The 23,059-nt window shown below is 68.6% G+C and carries 24 protein-coding genes; 4 read left to right on the top strand and 20 right to left on the bottom strand.

Translation table 11 applies throughout. The annotated features are described in order from the left end of the window. Positions 1–152: 152 nt before the first annotated feature. Positions 153–605, bottom strand: coding sequence for a hypothetical protein (locus QMO14_RS11645; protein ID WP_301507354.1), 453 nt, complete (start codon positions 603–605; stop codon positions 153–155). Positions 606–843: 238 nt separating this feature from the next. On the opposite strand from QMO14_RS11645, the gene QMO14_RS11640 reads away from it, so the two are divergent. Beyond that, the gene (locus QMO14_RS11640; RefSeq protein WP_301507352.1) at positions 844–1,182 is read left to right on the top strand and encodes a hypothetical protein; all 339 of its coding nucleotides are present in this window, start codon (positions 844–846) and stop codon (positions 1,180–1,182) included. A 92-nt stretch (positions 1,183–1,274) separates the two neighbouring features. On the opposite strand, the gene QMO14_RS11635 is transcribed toward QMO14_RS11640, so the two are convergent. The 15 genes from QMO14_RS11635 to QMO14_RS11565 form a co-directional block, all read right to left on the bottom strand. Continuing rightward, positions 1,275–1,835 carry an isoprenylcysteine carboxylmethyltransferase family protein gene (locus tag QMO14_RS11635; protein WP_301507350.1) on the bottom strand — a complete coding sequence of 187 codons (561 nt, stop codon included), beginning with the start codon at positions 1,833–1,835 and terminating at the stop codon, positions 1,275–1,277. A gap of 29 nt (positions 1,836–1,864) precedes the next feature. Next, positions 1,865–2,644: an SDR family NAD(P)-dependent oxidoreductase gene (locus QMO14_RS11630; protein WP_301507348.1), complete on the bottom strand. Its 780-nt coding sequence runs from the start codon at positions 2,642–2,644 to the stop codon at positions 1,865–1,867. After that, positions 2,644–4,716 (bottom strand): phenylacetic acid degradation bifunctional protein PaaZ, encoded by a 2,073-nt coding sequence (paaZ, locus tag QMO14_RS11625; protein WP_301507346.1) that lies wholly within the window; start codon positions 4,714–4,716, stop codon positions 2,644–2,646. Before paaZ ends, QMO14_RS11630 begins: the two co-directional genes overlap by 1 nt. Positions 4,717–4,858: 142 nt before the next feature. After that, the gene (locus QMO14_RS11620) at positions 4,859–5,590 is read right to left on the bottom strand and encodes an ABC transporter ATP-binding protein (RefSeq protein WP_301507344.1); all 732 of its coding nucleotides are present in this window, start codon (positions 5,588–5,590) and stop codon (positions 4,859–4,861) included. Continuing rightward, the gene (locus QMO14_RS11615) at positions 5,587–7,494 is read right to left on the bottom strand and encodes a branched-chain amino acid ABC transporter ATP-binding protein/permease (RefSeq protein ID WP_301507343.1); all 1,908 of its coding nucleotides are present in this window, start codon (positions 7,492–7,494) and stop codon (positions 5,587–5,589) included. Before QMO14_RS11615 ends, QMO14_RS11620 begins: the two co-directional genes overlap by 4 nt. After that, on the bottom strand, positions 7,491–8,519 hold the full coding sequence (locus tag QMO14_RS11610; RefSeq protein WP_301507341.1) for a branched-chain amino acid ABC transporter permease: 1,029 nt from the start codon (positions 8,517–8,519) through the stop codon (positions 7,491–7,493). Before QMO14_RS11610 ends, QMO14_RS11615 begins: the two co-directional genes overlap by 4 nt. 170 nt (positions 8,520–8,689) lie before the next feature. Further along, entirely contained in the window at positions 8,690–9,835 is a 1,146-nt protein-coding gene (locus QMO14_RS11605) for an ABC transporter substrate-binding protein (protein WP_301507339.1), read from the bottom strand. 170 nt (positions 9,836–10,005) lie between these two features. Continuing rightward, complete coding sequence (gene paaE / locus QMO14_RS11600) at positions 10,006–11,091, bottom strand: 1,2-phenylacetyl-CoA epoxidase subunit PaaE (RefSeq protein WP_301507337.1); 1,086 nt, start codon at positions 11,089–11,091, stop codon at positions 10,006–10,008. Positions 11,092–11,104: 13 nt separating this feature from the next. Beyond that, on the bottom strand, positions 11,105–11,632 hold the full coding sequence (gene paaD / locus QMO14_RS11595; RefSeq protein ID WP_301507335.1) for a 1,2-phenylacetyl-CoA epoxidase subunit PaaD: 528 nt from the start codon (positions 11,630–11,632) through the stop codon (positions 11,105–11,107). Next, positions 11,626–12,405 (bottom strand): 1,2-phenylacetyl-CoA epoxidase subunit PaaC, encoded by a 780-nt coding sequence (gene paaC / locus QMO14_RS11590; protein ID WP_301507333.1) that lies wholly within the window; start codon positions 12,403–12,405, stop codon positions 11,626–11,628. Before paaC ends, paaD begins: the two co-directional genes overlap by 7 nt. A gap of 21 nt (positions 12,406–12,426) precedes the next feature. After that, the gene (gene paaB / locus QMO14_RS11585; RefSeq protein ID WP_126023084.1) at positions 12,427–12,723 is read right to left on the bottom strand and encodes a 1,2-phenylacetyl-CoA epoxidase subunit PaaB; all 297 of its coding nucleotides are present in this window, start codon (positions 12,721–12,723) and stop codon (positions 12,427–12,429) included. Beyond that, positions 12,720–13,730, bottom strand: coding sequence for a 1,2-phenylacetyl-CoA epoxidase subunit PaaA (gene paaA, locus QMO14_RS11580; RefSeq protein WP_301507330.1), 1,011 nt, complete (start codon positions 13,728–13,730; stop codon positions 12,720–12,722). Before paaA ends, paaB begins: the two co-directional genes overlap by 4 nt. A 38-nt stretch (positions 13,731–13,768) precedes the next feature. Beyond that, the gene (gene paaK, locus QMO14_RS11575) at positions 13,769–15,079 is read right to left on the bottom strand and encodes a phenylacetate--CoA ligase PaaK (RefSeq protein WP_301507328.1); all 1,311 of its coding nucleotides are present in this window, start codon (positions 15,077–15,079) and stop codon (positions 13,769–13,771) included. A gap of 13 nt (positions 15,080–15,092) precedes the next feature. Next, complete coding sequence (paaI, locus tag QMO14_RS11570) at positions 15,093–15,551, bottom strand: hydroxyphenylacetyl-CoA thioesterase PaaI (RefSeq protein ID WP_301507326.1); 459 nt, start codon at positions 15,549–15,551, stop codon at positions 15,093–15,095. Between the two features lie 3 nt (positions 15,552–15,554). Further along, the gene (locus tag QMO14_RS11565; protein ID WP_301507324.1) at positions 15,555–16,358 is read right to left on the bottom strand and encodes an enoyl-CoA hydratase-related protein; all 804 of its coding nucleotides are present in this window, start codon (positions 16,356–16,358) and stop codon (positions 15,555–15,557) included. Positions 16,359–16,526: 168 nt separating this feature from the next. Here QMO14_RS11565 and QMO14_RS11560 point away from each other — a divergent pair, with 168 nt between their 5' ends. Both QMO14_RS11560 and QMO14_RS11555 read left to right on the top strand, forming a co-directional pair. Continuing rightward, on the top strand, positions 16,527–17,129 hold the full coding sequence (locus tag QMO14_RS11560) for a phenylacetic acid degradation protein PaaY (RefSeq protein ID WP_301507322.1): 603 nt from the start codon (positions 16,527–16,529) through the stop codon (positions 17,127–17,129). Positions 17,130–17,199: 70 nt separating this feature from the next. Next, on the top strand, positions 17,200–17,838 hold the full coding sequence (locus tag QMO14_RS11555; RefSeq protein ID WP_301507320.1) for a TetR/AcrR family transcriptional regulator: 639 nt from the start codon (positions 17,200–17,202) through the stop codon (positions 17,836–17,838). Here the strand turns inward: QMO14_RS11555 and QMO14_RS11550 are convergent. From QMO14_RS11550 to QMO14_RS11535, 4 genes are all read right to left on the bottom strand, one after another. Then, complete coding sequence (locus QMO14_RS11550; protein WP_301507318.1) at positions 17,822–18,859, bottom strand: VWA domain-containing protein; 1,038 nt, start codon at positions 18,857–18,859, stop codon at positions 17,822–17,824. The two genes, QMO14_RS11555 and QMO14_RS11550, sit on opposite strands and share 17 nt — an antisense overlap. Beyond that, positions 18,856–19,839, bottom strand: coding sequence for a DUF58 domain-containing protein (locus QMO14_RS11545; protein WP_301507316.1), 984 nt, complete (start codon positions 19,837–19,839; stop codon positions 18,856–18,858). The genes QMO14_RS11550 and QMO14_RS11545 overlap by 4 nt, the downstream gene beginning before the upstream one ends. A gap of 111 nt (positions 19,840–19,950) precedes the next feature. Continuing rightward, on the bottom strand, positions 19,951–20,970 hold the full coding sequence (locus QMO14_RS11540; RefSeq protein ID WP_301507314.1) for a MoxR family ATPase: 1,020 nt from the start codon (positions 20,968–20,970) through the stop codon (positions 19,951–19,953). A gap of 36 nt (positions 20,971–21,006) precedes the next feature. Continuing rightward, positions 21,007–22,017 carry a S1C family serine protease gene (locus QMO14_RS11535; RefSeq protein WP_301507312.1) on the bottom strand — a complete coding sequence of 337 codons (1,011 nt, stop codon included), beginning with the start codon at positions 22,015–22,017 and terminating at the stop codon, positions 21,007–21,009. 97 nt (positions 22,018–22,114) lie between these two features. Between QMO14_RS11535 and QMO14_RS11530 the strand changes: the two genes are divergently transcribed. Continuing rightward, complete coding sequence (locus tag QMO14_RS11530) at positions 22,115–22,975, top strand: TatD family hydrolase (RefSeq protein WP_301507310.1); 861 nt, start codon at positions 22,115–22,117, stop codon at positions 22,973–22,975. The last annotated feature ends 84 nt before the right edge of the window (positions 22,976–23,059 follow it).

The raw sequence follows: 23,059 nt of genomic DNA, 5'->3' as shown, positions 1-23,059 counted from the left end.
GATCTGGGGCCGTGGAAACTCGGGCGAACGAAGCCAGGCGGCGCGATGCGCGCAGCAATGAAAACCGGACATGGTCGAACCTTTCGACAGGTGAAGAGATGGCCCGCTGCGAGGCGCAGCAGACCGCCCGACGCGCGAGGCGTCGTCGTGTCTCAGCTGACGGAAGGTGGTGCGACGGTCGGCGGCAAGCGCCGCCAGGGCTGCGCTGGAGGTGGCGCGCCGCCGTGCGGCGGCACGCGTTCGGGCGCTTGGCGCACGATGGGAACGGTGAGCCGGGCGACGGCCATGGCCAGCGGCAACAGCGCGAGAACCATCGCCATCAGCGTGCTCAGCGCGAGATCGAAGGCATCGGGGTGGTCGATGCTCGCGGCAGCCTGTGCGAACAGCGTGGTCTCGCGGTCGGACGGATGGTCCGCGCGATCGTCGGCCTCGAACTGGGTGGTTTCGCTGGCGCCGCGTACGCGCAGCATCGGCTCGTCTTCCAGACCGTCGCAGCGGAAATGGGCCGCGATGAAGGGCTGCAGAAGAATCAGCAGCATGCCCGCCACACACCACGCCTTGTGGTGTGCGTCGACGAAACGGCGGACGCGTGCGAGCAACAGCATGCGCGAATGCTATGAGGCTCGTGTGAACCGAACCTGATCGGGCGGGTCAGCATCCCGCAAGGTTCCGGATGACGCCCGTATGAAAAAGGGCGTCGACGATGAGGTGCCTTGCGAACGTGAAAAAGGTCTCGCGCCGTACGGCTCGTCACACATCGAGGTAAACGTTCGTCAACTACGCTGCCGCGAGCGCGTTGGTCGCTGCATGCACGTGCTTTCGTGCGATTCACAAGGAGCGATCTTGAAGAAGACCCTTTTCCTGCTGGCGGCCAGTTCCGTGTTTGCCGTCTCTGCCTTTGCACAGCAACCAGCCGCTCCCGCGACGGCCAGCCCCGCCACGGCGCCGGCCGCTGCCACGGCACCTGCTCCAGCGGCGACGAAGCCCGCTGCCGCACCTGCTGCCGCTGCGCCAGCGGCCAAGCCCGCAGCCGCCCCTGCCGCCGGCCAGGTATGGGTCAACGGCAAGGTCTATCACTGCGCCAACGACAAGTACTTCGGCAAGACCAAGCGCGGCTCGTACATGTCCGAAGCCGATGCGAAGGCCAAGGGCGCGCACGCCGCCCACGGCAAGGCTTGCTGAGCATCGAAGTCATGTGAATAGCGCCCCGTCAGGGGCGCTTTCTATTTGGCGCAGCGAAAGGCCTTGCGCCCTCCAGAGCGGCGCGGCGGGCCCTAGAACACGAACGGAATGAACCGCCGCGTGCCGCGCATGTACGCGCGGTAGTCGTCGCCGAAGTGCGCGATGCACTCCTGCTCGTCGCGCAGCGCCGTCATGAACAGCAGCACCGTGGCCGCGAGCACCAGCGCCAGCGTGAGCCAGCTGAACTGCTTGAGGAAGGCGCCCCAGGCCAGCAGCATCAGCGCCGTGTACATGGGGTGGCGGATGTAGCGGAAGGCGCCGCTGCTGACGATGGCCGATGTCTTCTCGAAGCCGTAGAGGGCCGGGTCGTCGTTGCGCGCGTCGCTGGGCTTGCCCTTGGCCTTCAGCAGCCGCACGGCGTGGATCGGAAGCCAGATCGACACCACGAAGAAGAGCGACGAGATGATCTGCCTGGGCGAGAACGGATCGTCGTGCCACCAGGGCAGGTTCAGCACGATCAGCACCAGCATGCATTCCCACGCGAAGAAGCGGTAGAAACCGTGCGAGCCCGGCTGGCTCAGCGGGCCGCGCGACACGTACACCAGCGCGGCCGTGCCGGCAACGAAAAGGAAGATCTGGATCCAGAAGAGCATGGCGGGCGAATTTACACGGCCCGCGGGCTTCAGCCCGAAATGGAGAAGCCGCCGTCAACGGGAATTGCGGTTCCCGTCACGTAGTCCGACGCGGCGCTCGCCAGGAATACGGCCGTGCCGGCGATGTCGCCCGGCTGGCCCCAGCGGCCGGCGGCGGCGCGGGCCTTGACGCGCTCGTAGAGGCCGGGAATCTGGCTGCGCGCACCGTCGGTCAGCTCGGTCTCGAACCAGCCCGGCAGGATCGCGTTGACCTGGATGTTGTCCGCCGCCCAGGAGAGCGCCGTCGACTTGGTGAGCTGCACGATGCCGGCCTTGCTGGCGGCGTAGGCCGGTGCGTAGGGCGCGCCGAAGATCGACATCATCGAACCGATGTTGATGATCTTGCCGCCGCCCGCGGCCTTCAGGTGCGGGTGCGCGGCGCGGCTGCACAGGAAGGCGCTGGTGAGGTTGGTGTCCATCACCTTGTGCCACTCGTCCAGCGCGAGCTGGTCGACCGGCTTGCGCACCGTGGTGCCCGCGTTGTTGATGAGGATGTCGAGCCGGCCGCAGCGCGCGGCGGCATCGTCGAAGAGCCTGGCCACCGAGGCCTCGTCGCTCACGTCGGCCTCCAGCGCGAAGCTGTTGCTGCCCAGCGCCTTCAATGCCTCGACCGCGGCAGCCGATTTCTGCGCGTTGCGCGCGGCGACGATGACGCGGGCGCCGGCCTTGGCCAGCCCTTGCGCCATGCCGAGGCCGATGCCTCCGTTGCCGCCCGTGACGAGCGCGACTTTGCCGGTGAGGTCGAACATGGAAGACGGGGAGGAAGACATCAGGCGGTGGCCGAGGCGGCGGGCGCTTCGGGCTTCTTGGAAACGAGGGTCAGGATATCGTAGCTGGCGACCAGCTCGCCGTCCTGGTTCGTCACCTCCACGTCCCATGCCGCCACGCCCTGGCCCTGGCCGCTCGCGTCCTTCTTGTTGCGGTCGATCTTGCGCTTGCAGGTCAGGCGCGCGCGGATGGTGTCCCCGATGCCCACCGGCTTGGTGAAGCGCAGCGTGTCCAGGCCGTAGTTGGCCAGCACCGGCCCCGGCGAGGGCGACACGAACAGGCCCGCCGCCGCCGACAGCACGAAATAGCCGTGCGCGATGCGCTTGCCGAAGGGCGATTCCTTCGCCGCCACCTCGTCGAAGTGCATGTAGAAATAGTCGCCCGAGATGCCGCCGAAGGCCACGATGTCGGCCTCGCCGACGGTGCGGCGGTGGGTGAGCAGCGAATCGCCGACCCGCAGGTCTTCGAAATAGCGGCGGAAGGGGTGCACCTCGCTCTCGCGCACGGCCGCGCCGCGCACGTGCTCGCCGGTGATGGCGGCCAGCATGGTGGGCGAGCCCTGCACGGCGGTGCGCTGCAGGTAGTGCTTCACCGCGCGCAGGCCGCCGAGCTCCTCGCCGCCGCCCGCGCGGCCGGGGCCACCGTGCTTGAGCTGCGGCAGCGGCGAGCCGTGGCCGGTCGATTCGGCTGCGGCCTCGCGGTCGAGCACCAGCAGCCGGCCGTGCCATGCGGCGGCCACCGGAATGGCCTTGGCGGCGGTGGCCGGGTCGCGCGTGACCAGCGTGCCGACCAGGCTGCCCCGGCCGCGCGCGGCCAGCGCCAGCGCCTCGTCGATGCCGTCGTAGGGCATCAGCGTGCTGACGGGGCCGAAGGCTTCCACGTCGTGCGCTGCGTCGTGTTCGAGCGGCTTGCGGCTCAGGAGCAGCGTGGGCGCGAAGAAGGCGCCTTCGCTCACGCCGTCGCCCACGGGCGAAAAGCCGTCGCGCTCGCCGTACACCAGCTCGGCGCCCTGCAACAGCGTGGCCACGCGCTCGGCCACGTCGGCCTGCTGGTCGCGTGAGGCCAGCGCCCCCATGCGCACTTCCTCGCGCGAGGGGTCGCCCACCACCGTCTTCGCGAGCCGTGCGCGCAGGCGCTCGGCCACCGCGTCGAGGTGCTGGCGCGGCACGATGGCGCGGCGGATGGCCGTGCACTTCTGGCCGGCCTTGATGGTCATCTCGCGCGCCACTTCCTTCACGAAGAGATCGAACTCCTCGTCGTCGGGCGTCACGTCGGGCGCGAGGATCGCGCAGTTCAGCGAATCGGCCTCGGCATTGAACGGGATCGACTGGCGCACGATGTTCGGATGCACGCGCAGCTTGGCGGCCGTGTCGGCCGAGCCGGTAAAGGTGACCACGTCCGGCCCTTCGAGCCGGTCTAGCAGGTCGCCCGTGCTGCCGATGACCAGCTGCAGGCTGCCCGCGGGCAGGATGCCCGACTGCACGATGAGCCGCACCAGCGCTTCGGTCAGATAGCTGGTGGCCGTGGCCGGCTTGCCGATGCAGGGCATGCCCGCGAGGAAGCTGGGCGCGAACTTCTCGAGCAGGCCCCACACCGGGAAGTTGAACGCGTCGATGTGCACCGCCACGCCGCCGCGCGGCACCAGGATGTGCGTGCCCGCGAAGCCGCCCTTCTTGCCCAGCGGGAAGGCCGGGCCTTCGTGCACCAGGTTGCCCGAGGGCAGCTCGTTGGTGCCGATGCCGGCGTAGGCGCTCAGCGTGCCGGCGCCGCCTTCGATGTCGATCCAGCTGTCGGCGCGTGTCGCGCCCGTGTGGGCCGAGATGGCGTAGAGCGTTTCCTTGTTCGCAGCGATGTACTTGGCCAGTGCCTTCAGGCGCTCGGCGCGCTGCTGGAAGTCGAGCTTCATGAGCGCGGGAATGCCGGTGCGGCGCGCGTACTGCAGGGCTTCCGCGAAGTCGATCGCCTCGGCGTGCGTCGCGGCCACGGGCTTGCCGTTGACGGCGCTGCGCAGCTGCTGCGCGGCCTGCTGGCCGATCCAGCGGCCGGCGATGTAGCTTTGGAGGGTGGTGGTCATGGGCGGTGTCCTTTCCGTGTTGCTCCTTCCCCCTCTGGGGGAAGGTTGGGATGGGGGCTGTCCCCGAATTCAGGCCGTGTGGAGTTGGAGGCCGCGTGCCCCCACCCCGGCCCTCCCCCGGAAGGGGAGGGAGGAAAACCGGTCATTCCTTCTTGCCGATGCCCAGGTAGGTATCGATGATCCGTTGGTCGTGCAGCAGGTCGCGCGCTTTGCCTTCGAGCGCCACGGCGCCCATCTCAAGCACGTAGGCGCGGTCGGCCACCTGCAGCGCGGCGCGGGCGTTCTGTTCCACCAGCAGCACCGACACGCCATGGCTGCGCAGCTGCGACACCACGCGCAGCACCTCGCGCACCACCAGCGGGGCGAGGCCCAGCGAAGGCTCGTCGAGCATCAGCAGGCGGGGCCGCGCCATCAGCGCGCGGCCGATGGCCAGCATCTGGCGTTCGCCGCCTGAGAGCGTGGAGGCCATCTGCGGGCGGCGCTCCTTCAGGCGCGGAAAGATTTCGAAGATCTCGTCCATGCGGGCGCGCTGATCGCGCTTGCCCTTGCGCCACTGGTAGAAGCCGCCGAGCAGCAGGTTGTCTTCGACCGACATCTCGCCGAACAGCTCGCGCCGCTCGGGCACCAGAGCGACACCGCGCGCCACCATGGTCTCGACACTGGGGCGCGCCACGCGTTCGCCGTCGAGCATCAGCTGGCCGGTGGAAGGCAGCAGGCCCATGGCCGCGCACAGCAGCGTGGTCTTGCCGGCGCCATTGGGGCCGATGACGGTGACGATCTCGCCTTCGTTCACCTGCAGGCGCACGCTGTGCACCGCCTCGACGGTGCGATAGGCGACGCAGAAACTTTCCAGCCGAAGAATGGGATGGCTCATCGTGCGTCCTCAAGCAGTTCGTCGTCGGCGCCGCCCAGATAGGCTTCGAGCACGCGCGGGTTGGCCTGCACTTCGGCGGGCGTGCCGGTGGCGATGACGGTGCCGAACTCGAGCACCGTGATGCGGTCGGCGAGGTTCATCACGAATTCCATGTCGTGCTCCACCACCAGGATGCCGAGGCCTTCGGCGCGCAGTTGGGCGAGCAGCTCCGAGAGTGCGCGCTTCTCCAGGTGGCGCAGGCCGGCGGCGGGTTCGTCCAGCAGCAGCACCGAAGGCTGGCCGGCAAGCGCGCGGGCGATTTCCACTACGCGCTGCTGGCCCAGCGAGAGCGATGCGGCGGGTGTGTCGGCATGCGCACCGAGGCCGCAGCGTTCGATCTGCCTGCGGGCTTCGGCCATCAGCGCGGCCTCTTCAGCGCGGTCCAGGCGCAGCATGGCCGACAGCCAGCCGCGCTTCGCACGCAGGTGGGCACCGAGCGCCACGTTCTCGACCACGCTGCGCTGGCCGAGCAGGCGCACATGCTGGAAGGTGCGGCCCAGGCCCAGCGAGGCGAAGGCGCGCGAGGGCTTGCCTGACATCGGCTGCCCCACCAGGCGAACCTCGCCCGTGGTCGGGTCGTCCACGCCCGAGATCATGTTGAAGAAGGTGCTCTTGCCCGCCCCGTTGGGGCCGATCAGCGCGTGCACCTCGCCGGCCTTCAGCGTCATCGAGATGTCGTTGTTGGCCACCAGGCCGCCGAAGCGCTTGCTCACGCCGTTGGCTTGCAGCAGCAGCGTGCCGGCGGCAGGCACCGCGCGCTGCGCGAGCTGCACGGAGGTCGATGCGGCGGGGCCAGCGGCGGCACGCGGCACTTCGCGCACCCAGCGGCGCGAGAGCCGCGCGAGCGTGGGCCACAGGCCGTCGGCAAAGCGCTGCAGCACGAAGAGCATCAGCAGGCCGAACACCACCACTTCGAAGTTGCCGCTGGTGCCCAGCAGCGCGGGCAGCACGTCCTGCAGCTTTTCCTTCAGCAGCGTGATCAGCGTGGCGCCGAGCACCGCGCCCCAGAGATGGCCCGCGCCGCCGACCACCGCCATGAACAGCATCTCGATGCCGATGTTCAGGTTGAAGGGCGTGGGGTTCACGAAGCGCTGCATGTGCGCGTAGAGCCAGCCCGAGATGGCCGCGAGCAGGGCGGCCAGCACGAACAGCTTGATGYGGTGGCGCGCGGTGTCCACGCCCATCGACTCGGCCATCAGCCGGCCGCCCTTGAGCGCGCGGATGGCGCGGCCCTCGCGCGAGTCGAGCAGGTTGTGCATGGCCCACAGCGCGAGCAGCAGCACCGCCCAGATCACCACGCCCAGCATGCGCGGCGTGGCGAACGACACGCCCGCCACCACCAGCGGCGGAATGCCGGTGATGCCGGTCTGGCCGCCGAGGAACTCCATGTTGCCCAGCAGGAAGTACAGGCTCAGGCCCCAGGCGATGGTGCACAGCGGCAGGTAGTGGCCCGAGAGCCTGAGCGTGACCGCGCCGAGCGCCCACGCCAGCGCGAAGGTCAGCACCAGCCCGAGCAGCAGGCCCAGCCACGGCACCAGCGCCGAGCCCGCGAGGCCGCCGAGCCAGCCGGCGGCGGCGGGAGAGGTGCAGATCCACGCGGTGGCGTAGGCACCCATGCCGACGAAGGCGGCCTGGCCGAAGGAGGTCATGCCGCCCACGCCGGTCAGCAGCACGAGGCCCACGGCCACCAGCGCATACAGGCCGATGTTGCTGAGCACGCTGACGGTGAACTCGGGCAGCCAGCCCCAGGCCAGCGCGAGCGCGACGATGAAGACGAGGGTGAGCACGCGCGGCGTCACGAGCGGGCGGCCCTCGGGCACCGCGTTCACGGCGGCGGGAGCGGTGGTCGGTGAAGACGGGTTCATTCCTCGTCCTCCACGTGATGGCTGTTGAGCGAGCGCCACAGCAGCACCGGGATGATCAGGGTGAAGACCAGCACTTCCTTGTATGCGCTGGCCCAGAAAGAAGAAAAGGCCTCCAGCAGGCCGACCAGCAGCGCGCCCGCGAGCGCCAGTGGATAGCTCGCGAGCCCGCCGACGATGGCCGCCACGAAGCCCTTCAGGCCGATCAGGAAGCCGGTGTCGTAGTAGACCGTGGTGATCGGCGCGATCAGCAGGCCCGAGATGGCGCCGATGACGGCCGCCAGCGCGAAGCTCAGGTCGCCCGAGAGCTCGGTGGGAATGCCCGAGAGCCGCGCACCCACGCGGTTGATGGCGGTGGCGCGCAGCGCCTTGCCGACCATGGAGCGGCCGAAGAACCAGAACATGGCGACTACCAGCACCAGCGTGACGCCGACCACCACCAGCGACTGGCCGCTGACCGGAATGCCGCCGAGATCGAGGCGCAGTTCAGAGAACGCGCTGGTGCGCGAGCCCTCGGCGCCAAAGAAGAAGAGGCCGAGGCCGACCAGCACGCCATGCAGCGCCACCGAGACGATCAGCAGCATCAGCACGCTTGCGTCGGCCAGCGGGCGATACGCGACGCGGTACAGCAGCGGACCCAGCGGCGCGATCAGCACCAGCGTGGCGAGCGACTGCATCGCAAGGGAAGTGGGCTTGAAGCCGAGCACCAGCACCGCGGCCGCAACCGGGAAGGCCACGCACCAGGTCAGCGCCGAGCGCCAGTCGACGGTGGCGCCGCGCTTCCAGCGCCAGGCCTCCACCACCAGCACGATCGCCGCAAGCGCCAGCAGCAGCCACAGCGTGGAGGGTGCGCGGCCGCCTTGCAGCGCGGCCATGGAGAGCGCGCCGAAGGCGACGAACTCGCCCTGCGGGATGAAGATCACGCGCGTGACCGAAAACACCAGCACCAGCGCGAGCGCCATCAGTCCGTAGACCGCGCCGTTCACGATGCCGTCCTGCCCGAGCAGCAGGGCGATCTGCAAATCCATATGAAACCTTCGGGCTTGGCCCTTGTATCGAGTCAGTGCGTTGCATTGCTCCTTCCCCCTCTGGGGGAAGGCGGGGATGGGGGCAGGCGGCGTTAGTTCAGCGCAGTGCTTCATCGCATGCCGTCGTGCTCCCACCCCGCCCTCCCCCAGAGGGGGAGGGAGCGAAGACATCAGGGCTGGTATTTCCAGGCGCCGTTTTCGATCTTCACCATCACGCGTGCGCGCTGGTCGAGACCCAGGTGGTCGGTGGCCGTCATGTTGAACACGCCGTGCGCGCCGGCCACGTCCTTGGTCTGCTCCAGCGCGTCGCGCAGCGCGGCGCGGAACTCGGGCGTGCCGGGCTGGGCCTTCTTCAGCGCGACGGGCACGGCCGAGCTCATCAGCAGGCCGGCGTCCCAGGCGTGGCCGCCGAAGGTCGAGACCGAGCCCTTGCCGTAGGCGGCTTCATACGCGGCCACATAGGCGAGCGCGGACTTCTTCACCGGGTTGCTGGCCGGCAGCTGGTCGGCCACCAGCACGGGGCCGGCGGGCAGGAAGGTGCCTTCCACGTCCTTGCCGCCCACGCGCAGGAAGTCGGCGTTGGCCACGCCGTGGGTCTGGTACATCTTGCCGGTGTAGCCGCGTTCCTTCAGCGTCTTCTGCGGCAGCGCGGCCGGCGTGCCGGAGCCGGCGACCAGCACCGCGTCGGGCTTGGCGGCCATGATCTTCAGGGCCTGGCCGGTCACCGAGGTGTCGGTGCGGGCATAGCGCTCGTTGGCCACGATCTTGATCTTCTTCAGGTCGGCGGCCTTGGCGAACTCCTGCGACCAGCCTTCGCCGTACGCGTCGGAAAAACCGATGAAGGCGACTGTCTTCACGCCGTTGGCGGCCATGTGCTCGGCGATGGCCAGCGACATCATGATGTCGTTCTGCGGCGTCTTGAACACCCACTTCTTCTTGGCGTCCATCGGCTCGATGATGCGCGCCGACGCGGCCACCGAGATCATCGGCGTCTGTGCCTCGCTGGCCACGTCGATCATGGCGAGCGATGCCGGCGTGGTGGTCGAGCCCAGGATCACGTCGACCTTGTTCTCGGCGATGAGCTTGCGCGTGTTGTTGACGGCCGCGGTGGTGTCGGAGGCGTCGTCCAGCACGATGTAGTTGATCTTCTGCCCGCCGATCGTCTTGGGCATCAGCGAGATGGTGTTCTTCTCGGGGATGCCCAGCGAGGCTGCCGGGCCGGTGGCCGAGATGGTCACGCCGACGTTGACGTCGGCCCAGGCCGCGAGGGCCGTGGCGCACAGGGCGGCGGTCAGCAGGGGCTTGAAGAATTTCATGTTGCTTTGTCTCCGGGTTGAAAATCGATTGAGGCCTGAAGTATCTCCGTTGCAGGTGTCTTTTTCAGGGCACCCGTGGAACCGGCTTTGCCGGGCCACCGGGTGCGCCCCCTTGAGGGGGGATCCGAAGCGACACGAAGTGCGCGGAGATTCGGGGGTGGGTTCATCTTTCAGCGCTCGTCGAAGGAAAGCGTGACGCATTCGGTCAGAGGGTGCGCCTGGCAGGTCAATACGAAACCAGCGGCCACTTCATTCTTGTCGAGCGCGAAGTTTCTTTCCATGCGGACTTCCCCGTCCACGCACTTGGCGCGGCAGGTGCCGCACACGCCGGAGGTGCACGAGAACGGCACTTCGAGGCCCGCGGCCGATGCCGCGTCGAGGATGCTGGGCTGGCCTTCGGTGAAGGTGATCTCGCGCTGCAGCCCGTCGCGCACGATGGTGACTCGCGACTGCTTCGCGTCGCCCGGCTGCGCCTCGTGCACCACCGCGCCCACCTGCGTGGCCGAGGGCAGGGCGACGCCGAAGCGCTCGATGTGGATGCGGTCTTCCGGCACGCCGGCGGCCAGCAGCGCGGCCTCGGCCTCGTCGTTCATCTGGAACGGGCCGCACACGTACACATGGTCGATCTGCGCGGCGGGCACCACGCTTTGCAGGAACTCGCCGATCTTCTCGCGGTTCATCACGCCGAAGCCCAGTGGCGAATCGGTGTGCTCGTCGGAGAACACGTGCTGCAGCACGAGGCGCGTCATGTAGCGGTTCTTCAGGTCCTCGATCTCTTCCTTGAACATCGTGGACTGCAGCTGGCGGTTGCCGTAGATCAGCGTGAAGCGGCTTTGCGGCTCGCGCGCCAGCACCGTCTTCATGATCGACAGGATGGGCGTGATGCCGCTGCCGCCGGCAATGCCGACGTGGTGGCGCGCCAGCGTGGGCTCGATGGGCACGAAGAAGCGGCCCTGCGGCGCCATCACCTGCAGGGTGTCGCCGGGCTTCAGGCTGGCGTTGATCCAGTTGGAGAACACGCCGCCGCGCACCTTGCGCACGCCCACGCGCAGTTCGCCGTCGTCGAGGCCGGCGCAGATCGAATAGGAGCGGCGCAGGTCCTGGCCGTCGATGTCGTGGCGCAGTGTGAGGTACTGGCCCTGCGTGAAGCCGAAGACCTGCTGCAGGTCGGCCGGCACCTCGAAGGAGACGATGACGGCCTCGGCCGTGTCGGGCTCGATGGCCTTCACGCGCAGGGGGTGGAAGAGGGTGCTCATCGCGGGGGAAGTCTCAGATGGGTTTGAAGTGTTCGAAAGGTTCCCTGCACGCCATGCAGCGGTACAGGGCCTTGCAGGCGGTGGAGCCGAATGCGGAAAGGCGCTCGGTGCGCTCGCTCGCGCAACGCGGGCAGGCGATGCGTTCGCCTGCGATGCGGCCGAAGAGCTTGATCGGCATTGCGGTGCCGGCGGCCTGCTCGGCGTTCAGGTGCGCGGGCGGTGCGATTCCGTAGGCCTTGAGCTTGGCGCGGCCCTCGTCGCTGATCCAGTCGCTGGTCCAGGCGGGTGCGCGGCGCAATGTGGCGCGTGCGCGGCCCAGACCGGCCTGTTCGACGGCGGCCAGCACGTCGTGCTCGATGGCCTCGGTGGCGGGACAGCCTGAATAGGTCGGCGTGAGCACGATCTCCAGGCCGTCGTCGTGCTCGATCACGTCGCGCACGATGCCGAGGTCGCAGACCGACACGGCCGGCACCTCGGGGTCGGGCACGGTGCGCAGCACGGCCCATGCGGCGTCGACGCGCGAGGCCAGTGCGTTCACCACACGCCTCCGGGGAAGCTGCGCTGCAGGTGCTGCATCTCGGCAAGGATGTAGCCCATGTGCTCGCTGTGCACGCCGTGCTTGCCGGTGCTGCGGAAGGCGGCTTCCTTCGGCATGGCGAGGCCGGCGGCGTCCAGCACCTGCTGCATCTCGGCGAGCCAGGGTTCGCGCAGCTCGCTCCATGCCGGGCCGAGGCCGCTGGCGCTTGCGGCGGCATCCACCTCGTCGCTGAAGAAGAGCTCGGGCATGTAGAGCCACAGCTGCTTCAGCGCCTTCTCGGTGCGGCGGCGCGATTCCTCGGTGCCGTCGCCCAGGCGCACCACCCAGTCGCCCGAGTGCTGCTGGTGGTAGCGCGCTTCCTTCAGCGCCTTGCCGGCGATGGCGGCCACCTCGGGGTCGTTCGACGCGGCCAGGCGCTGCCACAGCAGCTTGAGCAGCGTCGAGACCATGGTGTTGCGCACCACGGCGAAGGCGAAGTCGCCGCGCGGCAGTTCGGCGATGGTGAGGTTGAAGTAGTCGCGCTCGTCGCGCAGGTAGGCGAGCTGGTCTTCGTCGTGCTCGCGGCCGGCGCCTTCGAGCTTGCCGGCGTGCGTGAGCAGCGCACGGGCCTGGCCGACGAGGTCGAGCGCGATGTTGGCCATCGCGATGTCTTCCTCCAGCACGGGCGCGTGGCCGCACCATTCGCCCAGGCGCTGCGCGAGCACGAGGCATGTGTCGCCGATGCGCAGCAGGTATTGCACGGCGGGCGTGCGGTTCAGTTCGATCGATGCTTGCATGATGTTCGCGTCAATGGCCGCTCACATGTGGTCGACCGACTTGGGCAAGGCATAGAAAGTCGGGTGGCGATACACCTTGTCCTCGGCCGGGTCGAAGAACATGTCCTTGTCGCCCGGGTCGCTGGCCACGATCTGGTCGGAGCGCACCACCCAGATGCTGCTGCCTTCCTGGCGGCGGGTGTAGACGTCGCGCGCCATCTGGATCGCCATCTTCGGGTCGGCGGCGTGCAGGCTGCCGCAGTGCTTGTGGTCGAGGCCGGCCTTGCTGCGCACGAACACTTCCCACAGGGGCCACTCTTGCTTCTGTTCGACGGTCATGCCGCCTCCTTCATAGGTTGTTTGCTGGCGTGGGCCATCGCGGCTTCGCGCACCCACGCGCCGTCTTCCCAGGCGTCGACGCGGGCCTGCAGGCGTTCGCGGTTGCAGGGGCCGTCGCCGCCGATCACGCGCCAGAACTCGCTCCAGTCGATGGCGCCGAAGTCGTGCGCCTGGCGCTCTTCGTTCCACTTGAGGTCGGGGTCGGGCAGGGTCACGCCTAGGATGCGGGCCTGCTCCACCGTGGCGTCGACGAACTTCTGGCGCAGCTCGTCGTTGCTGAAGCGCTTGATGCCCCAGCGCATCGACTGCGCGCTGTTGGGCGACTGGTCGTCCGGCGGGCCGAACATCATGATCGAGGGCCACCACCAGCGGTTGACCGCGTCCTGCACCATGGCCTTCTGCGCATCGGTGCCGTGGGTCATCATGGTCAGCAGCGATTCGTAGCCCTGGCGCTGGTGGAAGCTCTCCTCGCGGCAGATGCGGATCATGGCGCGCGCATACGGCGCGTACGAGCAGCGGCAGATCGGCACCTGGTTCATGATGGCCGCGCCGTCCACCAGCCAGCCGATGGTGCCCATGTCGGCCCAGGTCAGCGTGGGGTAGTTGAAGATCGAGCTGTACTTGGCCTTGCCGCTGTGCAGCGCCTCGAACATCTGGTCGCGCGAGGTGCCCAGCGTCTCGGCGGCGGCATACAGGTAGAGGCCGTGGCCCCCTTCGTCCTGCACCTTGGCCAGCAGGATGGCCTTGCGCTTGAGCGTGGGCGCGCGGCTGATCCAGTTGCCCTCGGGCAGCATGCCGACGATTTCCGAGTGCGCGTGCTGGCTGATCTGGCGCACCAGCGTCTTGCGGTAGTGCTCGGGCATCCAGTCCTTCGCCTCGATGAAGTCGCCGGCGTCGATGTGCGCGTCGAAGCGTTGCTCGAGCTGCATCTCCTCGGCGGAGCGCACGGCCTTCTGCTTGCCGTCGCCCGCGTCCTTGCCCATGGTGTCCATTGCCTGGGTGTACATGTGCGTGTCCTTTCGGTCGGTGTTGGAAGTGGCTTGTTTCAGCGCGGGCGCGTGTCGATCACGCGGCGCGCCTTGCCGGTCTGCGTGCGTTCCATCTCGTCGGGGCCATGCACCACCACGCGGGTGGAGATGCCGATGAGCGTCTTCACGCGGTGCTGCAGCCAATCGCCGATGGCAGCGCGGTCGGCCGAGGCGACGTCGGCCGGCTTGAGTTCGCAGTGGATCTCGACCTGGTCGAGCTTGTCGGCGCGGCTCACGTGCACCTGGTAGAGGCCCGAAAGTGCCTGGTGCGCGAGCACGATCTCTTCCACCTGCGTGGGGAAGACGTTGACGCCGCGGATGATCATCATGTCGTCGCTGCGCCCGACGATCTTGCCCATGCGGCGGAACGAGCGCGAGGTGGGTGGCAAGAGGCGCGTGAGGTCGCGCGTGCGGTAGCGCACGATGGGCATGGCCTCCTTGCTCAGCGAGGTGAAGACGAGCTCGCCTTCCTCGCCGTCGGCCTTCAGCTCGCCCGTCTCGGGGTCGATGATCTCGGGGTAGAAGTGGTCTTCCCAGATGACGGGGCCGTCCTTGCTCTCCACGCATTCGCTGGCCACGCCCGGGCCCATCACTTCGGAGAGGCCGTAGATGTCGACCGCGTCGATGCCGGCCCTGGCCTCGATGTCGCGGCGCATCGCCTCGGTCCACGGCTCGGCGCCGAAGATGCCGACCTTCAGCGAGCTGTCTTTCGCGTCCAGCCCCTGCCGCTCGAACTGCTCGATGATCACCTGCATGTAGCTGGGCGTGACCATGATGATGTCGGGCCTGAAGTCCTGGATGAGCTGCACCTGCTTCTCGGTCTGGCCGCCCGACATCGGGATGACGGTGCAGCCCGCGCGCTCGGCGCCGTAGTGCGCGCCCAGGCCGCCGGTGAAGAGGCCGTAGCCGTACGACACGTGCACCATGTCGCCGGGGCGGCCGCCCGCGGCGCGGATGGAGCGGGCGACGAGGTCGGCCCAGGTGTCGATGTCCTGCAGCGTGTAGCCCACCACGGTCGGCTTGCCGGTGGTGCCCGAGGAGGCGTGGATGCGCGCGACCTTCTCGCGCGGCACGGCGAACATGCCGAAGGGGTAGTTGTCGCGCAGGTCGCTCTTCACCGTGAACGGGAACTTCGACAGGTCGGCCAGCGACTTCAGGTCGTCAGGGTGAACGCCCTTGTCGTCGAAGGCACGGCGGTAGTGGGGCACGTGCTCGTAGGCGCGCTGCAGCGTGGTGCGCAGGCGGGCGAGCTGCAGCGCCGCGATCTCGTCGCGGCTGGCGGTCTCGATGGGCTCGAGCTCGCCGGGGGCGGGGCGTTTGACTGTCATGTGTGTTGTCTCCTCAGGCGGCTGCGGCGGCAGGCGGAACGGCCGGGCGGCCCTTGGCGGTGTAGGAGCGGCCGCGGAAGATCGCGACGCGCTCGCCGCGCTGATTGGTGATTTCGGTGTCGTACACGCCGGTGCGCCCGGCCTTCGACACCTCGTGGCAGCGCGCGGTGAGCACGTCGCCCTCGCGCGCGGGGGCGATGAAGTCGATGGCGAAGCCCGAGGCCACGGTCAGCTCGTCGTACGAGTTGCAGGCGAAGGCGAAGGTGGAGTCGGCCAGCGTGGCCATGAAGCCGCCGTGGCAGATGGCGTGGCCGTTGAGCATGTCCGGGCGCACGCGCATCTCGATGGTGGCCTGGCCGGGGCCGACCTCCACGATGTGCATGCCCAGGCCCTTGCTGGCGTTGTCGTTGGCGAACATGCCGTCGCGGACGTACTCGGCCGTCTGCTGGGGCGTGCGTTGGGTGTCGGTCATGGCTCAGCGATCCTTGAAGACGGGCGCGCGCTTGGCGCGGAAGGCTTCGACGCCTTCGCGGTAGTCGTTGGCGTTGCCCATCTCGCGCTGGATGCGGGCTTCTTCGGCAAGCGCCGCGCCCAGGTCCATGTGCTGTGCGGCGGCCATGGCCTCGCGGGTGGCGACAAGGGCGCGCGTGGGCATGCCGGCCAGCTTCGATGCGAGCGCGGCTGCGGTGCCGGCGAGTTCCGCGTCGTCCACGCACTGCCAGATCAGGCCGATGCGCGCGGCTTCCTCGGCGGACAGCTTGTCGCCGAGCATCGCGATGCCCAGCGCGCGCGCGGAGCCGACGAGGCGCGGCAGCAGCCAGGTGCCGCCGGTGTCGGGCACGAGGCCGATCTTGGTGAAGGCCTGGATGAAGCTGGCCGAACGCGCGGCCACCACGAGGTCGCAGCACAGCGCGAGGTTGGCGCCAGCGCCGGCTGCCACGCCGTTGACGGCGGCGATCACCGGCACGGGCATCGAGCGCAGGCGCGCGACCAGCGGGGCGTACCAGTTGGAGATGACGTGGCCCAGGTCCTTGGGCGCGGCGCCGGGCGTGGGGTCGGGCGCGACGGACGGGTCGGCCAGGTCCTGCCCCGCGCAGAAGGCGCGGCCTGCACCGGTGAGCACCACGCAGCGCACGCTCGCATCGCTCGCCGCGGCTTCCAGCTCGGCCATCAGTGCTTCGTGCAACTGGGTGGTGAAGCTGTTGAGCGCAGCGGGCCGGTTCAGGCTCAGCGTGCGCACGGCGCCGGCGTTGGCGGTGAGTACCAAAGGCTCAGTCATCGCGTGTCTCTTTCATCCTTATGGGTATGGGCCGGCGTGCAAACACTATTGACCGACCGTTCGGTTGATTTTAGGATCGACCCCGGCGGCGGCACAAGGCGGCTCGATCAGGGCAAACCCTGAGAGCCGCAAAAAGCCAGGCCCAGCCAAGACAAGGAGACAGACCGAATGCCCAGCTATTCCATCGACGGCGTGATCCCGGTCGTCGATCCGAGCGCCTACGTGCACCCCACGGCAGTGCTGATCGGCGACGTGATCGTCGGCCCCAACTGCTACGTGGGCCCCTGCGCCAGCCTGCGCGGCGACTTCGGCCGCATCGTGCTGGAGGAGGGCTCCAACGTGCAGGACCACTGCTGCATCCACGGCTTTCCGGACAACGACACGGTGGTGGAGGTCAACGGCCACATCGGCCACGGCGCGATCCTGCACAGCTGCATCGTGCGGCGCGACGCGCTGGTGGGCATGAACGCGGTGGTGATGGACGAGGCCGAGATCGGCGAGAAGGCCATCGTCGCCGCCTGCGCCTTCGTGCCGGCCGGCATGAAAGTGCCGGCGCGCACGCTGAGCGCGGGCATCCCGGCCAAGGTGAAGCGCGAGCTGACCGAGGACGAGATCGCCTGGAAGCTCGAAGGCACGCAGACCTACCAGGCGCTCACGGTGCGCAGCCTCGCGAGCCTGCACGAGGTGGAGCCGCTGACCGGCGTGGAGAAGAACCGCCCGCGCCTGCCGGCCACCGAGGTGCGTTCGCTCATCGCCACCAAGCGGGGCTGAGAGCCCGTTCGCGCTTGGTGCAAGATCGCGCGTTTCCTTCAACCGAACGACAACCGAGGAACAGCAACCGATGCCGCGTGGAAGATCCGCCACCTACGAGGACCAGCGCGAGTTCATCCTCGCGCAGGCCGCCCAGCTGTTCGCGCGCAGCGGCTATCCCGCCACCTCGATGAACCAGGTGGCCGAGGCCTGCGGCCTCTCGAAGGCCACGCTCTATCACTACTACAAGGACAAGAGCAGCCTGCTCATCAGCATCGCCGAGACGCACGTGTCCAGGCTCGCGGCACTGGTGGCCGAGGAAGAGGCCTCGACGCACACCGACGAGCAGCGCCTGCGCCGCTTCATCTACCGCATCGTCGAGGAATACGCCGGCGCGCAGGACGCGCACCGCGTGCTGACCGACGACGTGCGCTTCCTGGAAGAGGCCGACCGCGAGCGCGTGCTCGACAAGGAGCGCGAGGTGGTCGCGGGCTTCGCGCGCGCGGTGTCGGCCTTGCGCCCCGGCGCGCCCAGCGACGACCTCGCCAAGCCGCTGACCATGCTGCTCTTCGGCATGATCAACTGGATGTTCACCTGGATGAAGCCCGACGGCCGGCTCGACCACGCGGCCATCGCGCCGATCGTGGCCGACCTGTTCCTGGGCGGCATCGGGGCTGTGAAGTCGCCCGAGGCGACAGCTGCCCCGCGGGGCGCTAGAGAATCCGGTTGAACCAGAGCAGCGACAGCCCGGCCGACAGCAGCGTCAGCACCGCCGCGCACATTGCGAACAGTGCCGAAATCTCGGTTTCCTTCTTTTCCACCGTGAGCTTGGAGCTCAGCGTCTCGTAGACCTTCTTCAGGTCGTTCGCGGTGCCCGCGTAGAAATATTCGGCGTTGGTCTTGTTGGCGATGGCCTTGAGCGTGTCCTCGTCGAGCCGCACGCGCATCGACCAGCCTTCGAAGCCGATGGTCTCGCCGTCGACCGTGCCCACGCCCACCGTGTAGATGCGCACGCCGCGGTCGGCCGCTGCCTTGGCCGCGTCCAGCGGATCGACGCCGGTGGTGCGCTGGCCGTCGGTCAGCATGATGACCGCGGCCGAGGTGAAGGAGCCCGGCGCCACGGGCGTGAATTCCTTGAGCTTCTTCTCGTTCTGGTCGATCGCCGCGCCGCGCTGGCGGCTGGGCGAGCTGAACTGCTCGACGTCGATGCCCGCGTCGGGGAAGAGCGTGGCCAGCGACACCACGATGGCATTGCCGGTGGCGGTGGCGCGCTGCAGCTGGAAGCTGTCGATGGCGGTCATCAGGTCTTCATGGTTGGTGGTGGGCAACTGCGCCACCTGCGCGCTGCCCGCGAAGGCGACGATGCCAACCTTCACGCTGCGCGGCAGGTCCTTGATGAAGCTCTTGGCCGCTTCCTGCGCCGCCACCAGCCGGTTGGGCTGCACGTCGGCCGCGCGCATGCTGCCCGAGACGTCCATCGCCAGGATGATGGTCTGCTGGTTCGACGGCAGCACCACCACCGCCATAGGCCGCGCCGCGGCCACCAGCATCGCGGCCATGGCCAGCAGGAACAGGAGGGGCGGCAGGTGCCGCCGCAAGCTCTGCCCGGCGCCCATGGCCTCGCGCACGATCGACAGGCTGGCATAGCGCACCGCCAGCTTCTTCTTGCGCCGCAGCAGCCAGAGATAAAGCAGGATCAGCAGCGGCAGCGCCGCCAGCAGCCAGAGGAATTGAGGCCAGAGAAAAGTCATGCTGCCACCGCCTTCATGCCAGCCTGGCCGATGCGCGCGCGGCGCTTGCGCAGACCGGCGAAACGGACGATGGCTTCCACCAGGTCGTCATTGGTCGAGAGTTCGAGCGCGTCGACGCCGGCTCGCGCCAGTGCCTCGCGCAATGCGCTTTCGCGCTCGGCCGCCAGCCTGGCGAAGCGCTTGCGGAAGCCCGCGTCGTGGGTGTCGACCCACAGCTGCTCGCCAGTCTCGGCGTCGCGCAGCGGCACCAGGCCGAGGTCGGGCAGCTCCAGCTCGAGGGGGTCGAAGAGGCGCACCGCGACCACCTCGTGGCGCTGCACCAGCTGGCCCAGTGGGCGTTCCCAGCCCGGTTCGCTGAGGAAGTCGGACACCACGAACACCGTGGAGCGGCGCGGCATCAGCGTGGCGGCTGACTTGAGCAGGTCGTCCAGCCGCGTCATGCCTTTCTGCAAAGGCTCGGCCTTGCCGGCGCGCTTTTCCATCGCGTGCAGCAGGTGCAGCACATGGCGCCGCCCGGTGCGCGGCGGGATCACCGCCTCCAGGTCGCTGCCGTAGACCAGTGCGCCCACCCGGTTGCCGTGCCGCGTGAGCAGCCGCGCCAGCACGCCGACGAAGCCCGCCGAGATCTCGCGCTTGGCCTTCAGGCCAGAGCCGAAATCGACCGAGCGGCTCAGGTCGAGCACGAACCACGCGGCCATCTCGCGGTCTTCGGTGAACACGCGCACGTGCGGCGTCTGCAGCCGCGCGGTGACGTTCCAGTCGATGTGGCGCACGTCGTCGTGGTGCTGGTATTCGCGCAGGTCGGCCAGGTCGAGCCCGGTGCCGCGCATCAGCGTGCGGTAGTCGCCCTGCAGCAGGCCGTCGAGGCGGCGGATCACGGTCCATTCGAGCCGGCGCAGCGCGCGTTCGGCCCCGCCGGCTTCGATGGCGAGCCGGTCGTCGTTCGCGGCCGCTGGGGCCTTGCGCCACCAGCTTTTCATGCGATTCCGGGGAACACCGCGGAACCGGCTTTGCCGGGCCGCAGGTGTTGCCCCCTGCAAGGGGGTTGGCGAAGCGACACGAAGTGCGCGAAGACTGGGGGTGTGCTCATTTCAGGCCACCAGCTTTTCATGTTCCAGAGGCTTTGGAGGAGCGGGGACTGCGCGCATGATCTTCTCGACCAGGCTGTCCGGCGTCAGGCCTTCGGACAAGCCCTCGTAGGAAAGCGTCACGCGGTGGCGCAGCACGTCGGGTACCAGCGCCGTCATGTCTTCCGGCAGCGCATAGCTGCGGCCGCGCAAGAGTGCCAGCGCGCGCGCGCCTTCGGTCAGGCTGATGCTGGCGCGCGGGCTGGCGCCGAAGGTGATGAAGCGGCGCAGGTCCTTCAGGCCGTGCCTCTCGGGCGTGCGCGTGGCGGACACCAGCTTCACCGCATATTGAATCAGCGACGGGTCGACGTACACGCGCCGCGCCTCGGCCTGCAGCGCCGCGAGCTGCTCGGTGGTGGCGACCGGCGTGGCGCTGACGGGCGCGCCGATCACGCGCTGGACGATGACGAACTCTTCCTCGTCGGTGGGATAGTCGACCAGCACCTTCATCATGAAGCGGTCGACCTGCGCCTCGGGCAGCGGGTAGGTGCCCTCGGTCTCGATGGGGTTCTGCGTGGCCATCACGAGAAAGGGGCGCGGCACCTTGTGCGTCTCGCCCGCGATGGTCACCTGGCGCTCCTGCATCACTTCGAGCAGCGCGCTTTGCACCTTGGCCGGCGCGCGGTTGATTTCGTCGGCCAGCAGCAGGTTGGCGAACACCGGGCCCAGCGAGGTGCTGAAGTCGCCGGTCTTCTGGTTGTAGATGCGCGTGCCCACCAGGTCGGCGGGCACGAGGTCGGGCGTGAACTGGATGCGCTTGAACTGGCCGCGCACGGTGTCGGCCAGCGTCTTCACGGTGAGCGTCTTCGCCAGCCCCGGCACGCCTTCGACCAGCAGGTGCCCGCCCGCGAGCATGGCGACCATCACGCGCTCCAGGAACCGGTCCTGGCCCACGACCACGCGCTTCACCTCGTAGAGGATCTGCTCCATCAGTTCGGCCGTGCCGGCTGGCGTGGGATTGGAGGTGGTCTCTGCTGTGCTCATGCGAAGGGCTTTCGAGAGGAAGGGAAGAGAACAGGATCAGAAAGGCGGCGAACCCGCGGCCGATGCCGCGTTCTCGATGGGCACCGCGAAGCCGATGCCGATGAAGGTGCGCTGCTGCGTCGGGTTGAGGATGGCGGTGACGATGCCGAGCACCTCGCCGTCCATGTTGATGAGCGGGCCGCCCGAGTTGCCGGGGTTGGCGGCCGCGTCGAACTGGATCAGGTTGCCCAGTTCCTGCTTGCCCTCGGGCGAGCGGAACGAGCGCTTCAGGCCTGACACCACGCCGGCCGACACCGAAGGCCCGATGCCGAAGGGAAAACCCACCGCCGCGACCTGATCGCCGGGGCGCAGGTCGGCGGTGGAGCGCATGGTGGCGGGGATCAGGTCGTCGGGAATCTTCTGCGCCTGCAGCACCGCGAGGTCGTTCTCGGGCTGCACGCCGGTGATGGTGGCGGGCGCCTCCAGGCCGTCGTAGAAGGTGACCTTGATCTTGTCGGCGCCGGCGACCACGTGCAGGTTGGTGAGGATCACGCCCTTGTCGACGATCACCACGCCCGTGCCCACGCCGCGTTCGTACTCGCCCGGCGCACCGCCGTCGTTGGGCGCCTCGGGCGGCTTGCCCTTGGCCATGTTGCGCCCGCGCTTCTGGGTCTTGGCCTCGGGCGTATTCTTCTCCTCGCCGTAGCTCACCACGCGCACCACCGATGGCCGGATGATGTCGGCCGCCTTGGCCGCGGGCGAGGGCAGGGTGTTGGTCTGCAGCGTGCGCAGTACGGCCGCGTCGATGTCTTTCTGGGTGAGAACCTTGGCGCCAGGGCGCGGCGCCCACAGCACGGCGCCGGTGACCAGCGCGGCCGAGAGCATGACGAGCAGCGCGAAGCTGCGGCGGCCGGGTTGCCAGCCGGATTTCTTCACGGGGGCTTCAGGAGGTACGGAGCCGGCGCCGGCCGTCTCGGGCGATGGCGGCGCATCCGCCCGTTCGGCCGCCTCGTCTGCGGCCGGTGGCAGCGTGCGGGGCGAGCGGCTGTAGAAAGCGGGCCTGCGCATCGGAGTACCTCCGGCTTAAAAAATCGCGATCGCGTGTAGAGGAGTTCACAGTAGCACGCTTTCCGCGCCTGCGCATCCCATCGGGCATCATCGCGCGATGGCTACCTTCATCGATACCCACTGTCATCTGGACGCGCCCGAATTCGGTGCGGAGATGCCGGTGCTGCGCGCCCGGGCCGCCGAGCGCGGGGTCGCCTTGTGTGTGATCCCGGCCGTGGCCGTCTTCAACTTCGCCACGGTGCGCGAGCTGGCCCATGCGCAGGGCGATGCCTATGCGCTGGGCATCCACCCGCTGTGTACCGGCGAGGCGAAGGACGAGGATCTGGAAGCCCTCGATGCCGAGCTGGCCGCCCGCCGCGGCGACCCGAGGCTGGTGGCTGTCGGCGAGATCGGTCTGGACTACTTCGTGGAAGGGCTCGACGGCGAAAAGCAGGAGCGGTTTTTTCACACTCAGTTGCAACTGGCACGCAGGCACGGGTTACCCGTGCTCATCCACGTGCGGCGCTCGGTCGACAAGGTGCTCAAGCATCTGCGGCAGACGGCGGCCGGCCGGCCGTGGCAGGGCATTGCCCATGCGTTCAACGGCAGCGGGCAGCAGGCCGGTGCGTGCATCGAGCTCGGCCTCAAGCTCGGCTTCGGCGGCGCGGTGACCTTCGAGCGCGCCCTGCAGCTCCGGCGCCTGGCATCGACGCTGCCGATGGAGTCGATCGTGATGGAGACCGACGCGCCAGACATCCAGCCGCACTGGATCTACCGCACGCAGGCCCAGCGCGATGCCGGCGAGCCGCAAGGGCGCAACGAGCCGGCAGAGCTGCCGCGCATCGCTGAAGTGGTGGCGCGGTTGCGGGGCATCGGCATCGACGCGCTGGCCGAAGCGACCACTCGCAACGCGGTCGCGGCGCTGCCGAAGCTCCAAAGTCTGCTGTCCGTGTCGGATGGCCGGAAACCCCTCGCGTAGGCCGATGCCCCGAGTTGCGTCCAGGCGCGCCAAGGGCCCCTTTTTGCTGTCATCCTTGAAGTTCGAAGTGGCGTTGGTTGTGCA

Source organism: Variovorax sp. CAN15 (genome assembly GCF_030462475.1).
Lineage (GTDB): Bacteria > Pseudomonadota > Gammaproteobacteria > Burkholderiales > Burkholderiaceae_C > Variovorax.
The sequence above is the reverse complement of the archived record's forward strand: the minus strand, read 5'-3'. Positions and strand labels throughout refer to the sequence as shown.

Bases quoted from the DNA above. Each gene is read 5' to 3' on its own strand.
- QMO14_RS11610 (WP_301507341.1), bottom strand. From the start codon at position 8,519: ATGGATTTGCAGATCGCCCTGCTGCTCGGGCAGGACGGCATCGTGAAC.
- paaA (WP_301507330.1), bottom strand. From the start codon at position 13,730: ATGTACACCCAGGCAATGGACACCATGGGCAAGGACGCGGGCGACGGC.
- QMO14_RS11555 (WP_301507320.1), top strand. From the start codon at position 17,200: ATGCCGCGTGGAAGATCCGCCACCTACGAGGACCAGCGCGAGTTCATC.
- paaK (WP_301507328.1), bottom strand. From the start codon at position 15,079: ATGACAGTCAAACGCCCCGCCCCCGGCGAGCTCGAGCCCATCGAGACC.
- QMO14_RS11605 (WP_301507339.1), bottom strand. From the start codon at position 9,835: ATGAAATTCTTCAAGCCCCTGCTGACCGCCGCCCTGTGCGCCACGGCC.
- QMO14_RS11545 (WP_301507316.1), bottom strand. From the start codon at position 19,839: ATGAAAAGCTGGTGGCGCAAGGCCCCAGCGGCCGCGAACGACGACCGG.
- paaB (WP_126023084.1), bottom strand. From the start codon at position 12,723: ATGACCGTCGAACAGAAGCAAGAGTGGCCCCTGTGGGAAGTGTTCGTG.
- QMO14_RS11540 (WP_301507314.1), bottom strand. From the start codon at position 20,970: ATGAGCACAGCAGAGACCACCTCCAATCCCACGCCAGCCGGCACGGCC.
- paaC (WP_301507333.1), bottom strand. From the start codon at position 12,405: ATGCAAGCATCGATCGAACTGAACCGCACGCCCGCCGTGCAATACCTG.
- paaE (WP_301507337.1), bottom strand. From the start codon at position 11,091: ATGAGCACCCTCTTCCACCCCCTGCGCGTGAAGGCCATCGAGCCCGAC.
- QMO14_RS11550 (WP_301507318.1), bottom strand. From the start codon at position 18,859: ATGACTTTTCTCTGGCCTCAATTCCTCTGGCTGCTGGCGGCGCTGCCG.
- paaZ (WP_301507346.1), bottom strand. From the start codon at position 4,716: ATGACCACCACCCTCCAAAGCTACATCGCCGGCCGCTGGATCGGCCAG.
- QMO14_RS11645 (WP_301507354.1), bottom strand. From the start codon at position 605: ATGCTGTTGCTCGCACGCGTCCGCCGTTTCGTCGACGCACACCACAAG.
- QMO14_RS11635 (WP_301507350.1), bottom strand. From the start codon at position 1,835: ATGCTCTTCTGGATCCAGATCTTCCTTTTCGTTGCCGGCACGGCCGCG.
- QMO14_RS11535 (WP_301507312.1), bottom strand. From the start codon at position 22,017: ATGCGCAGGCCCGCTTTCTACAGCCGCTCGCCCCGCACGCTGCCACCG.
- QMO14_RS11560 (WP_301507322.1), top strand. From the start codon at position 16,527: ATGCCCAGCTATTCCATCGACGGCGTGATCCCGGTCGTCGATCCGAGC.
- QMO14_RS11565 (WP_301507324.1), bottom strand. From the start codon at position 16,358: ATGACTGAGCCTTTGGTACTCACCGCCAACGCCGGCGCCGTGCGCACG.
- QMO14_RS11630 (WP_301507348.1), bottom strand. From the start codon at position 2,644: ATGTCTTCCTCCCCGTCTTCCATGTTCGACCTCACCGGCAAAGTCGCG.
- paaI (WP_301507326.1), bottom strand. From the start codon at position 15,551: ATGACCGACACCCAACGCACGCCCCAGCAGACGGCCGAGTACGTCCGC.
- QMO14_RS11620 (WP_301507344.1), bottom strand. From the start codon at position 5,590: ATGAGCCATCCCATTCTTCGGCTGGAAAGTTTCTGCGTCGCCTATCGC.
- QMO14_RS11530 (WP_301507310.1), top strand. From the start codon at position 22,115: ATGGCTACCTTCATCGATACCCACTGTCATCTGGACGCGCCCGAATTC.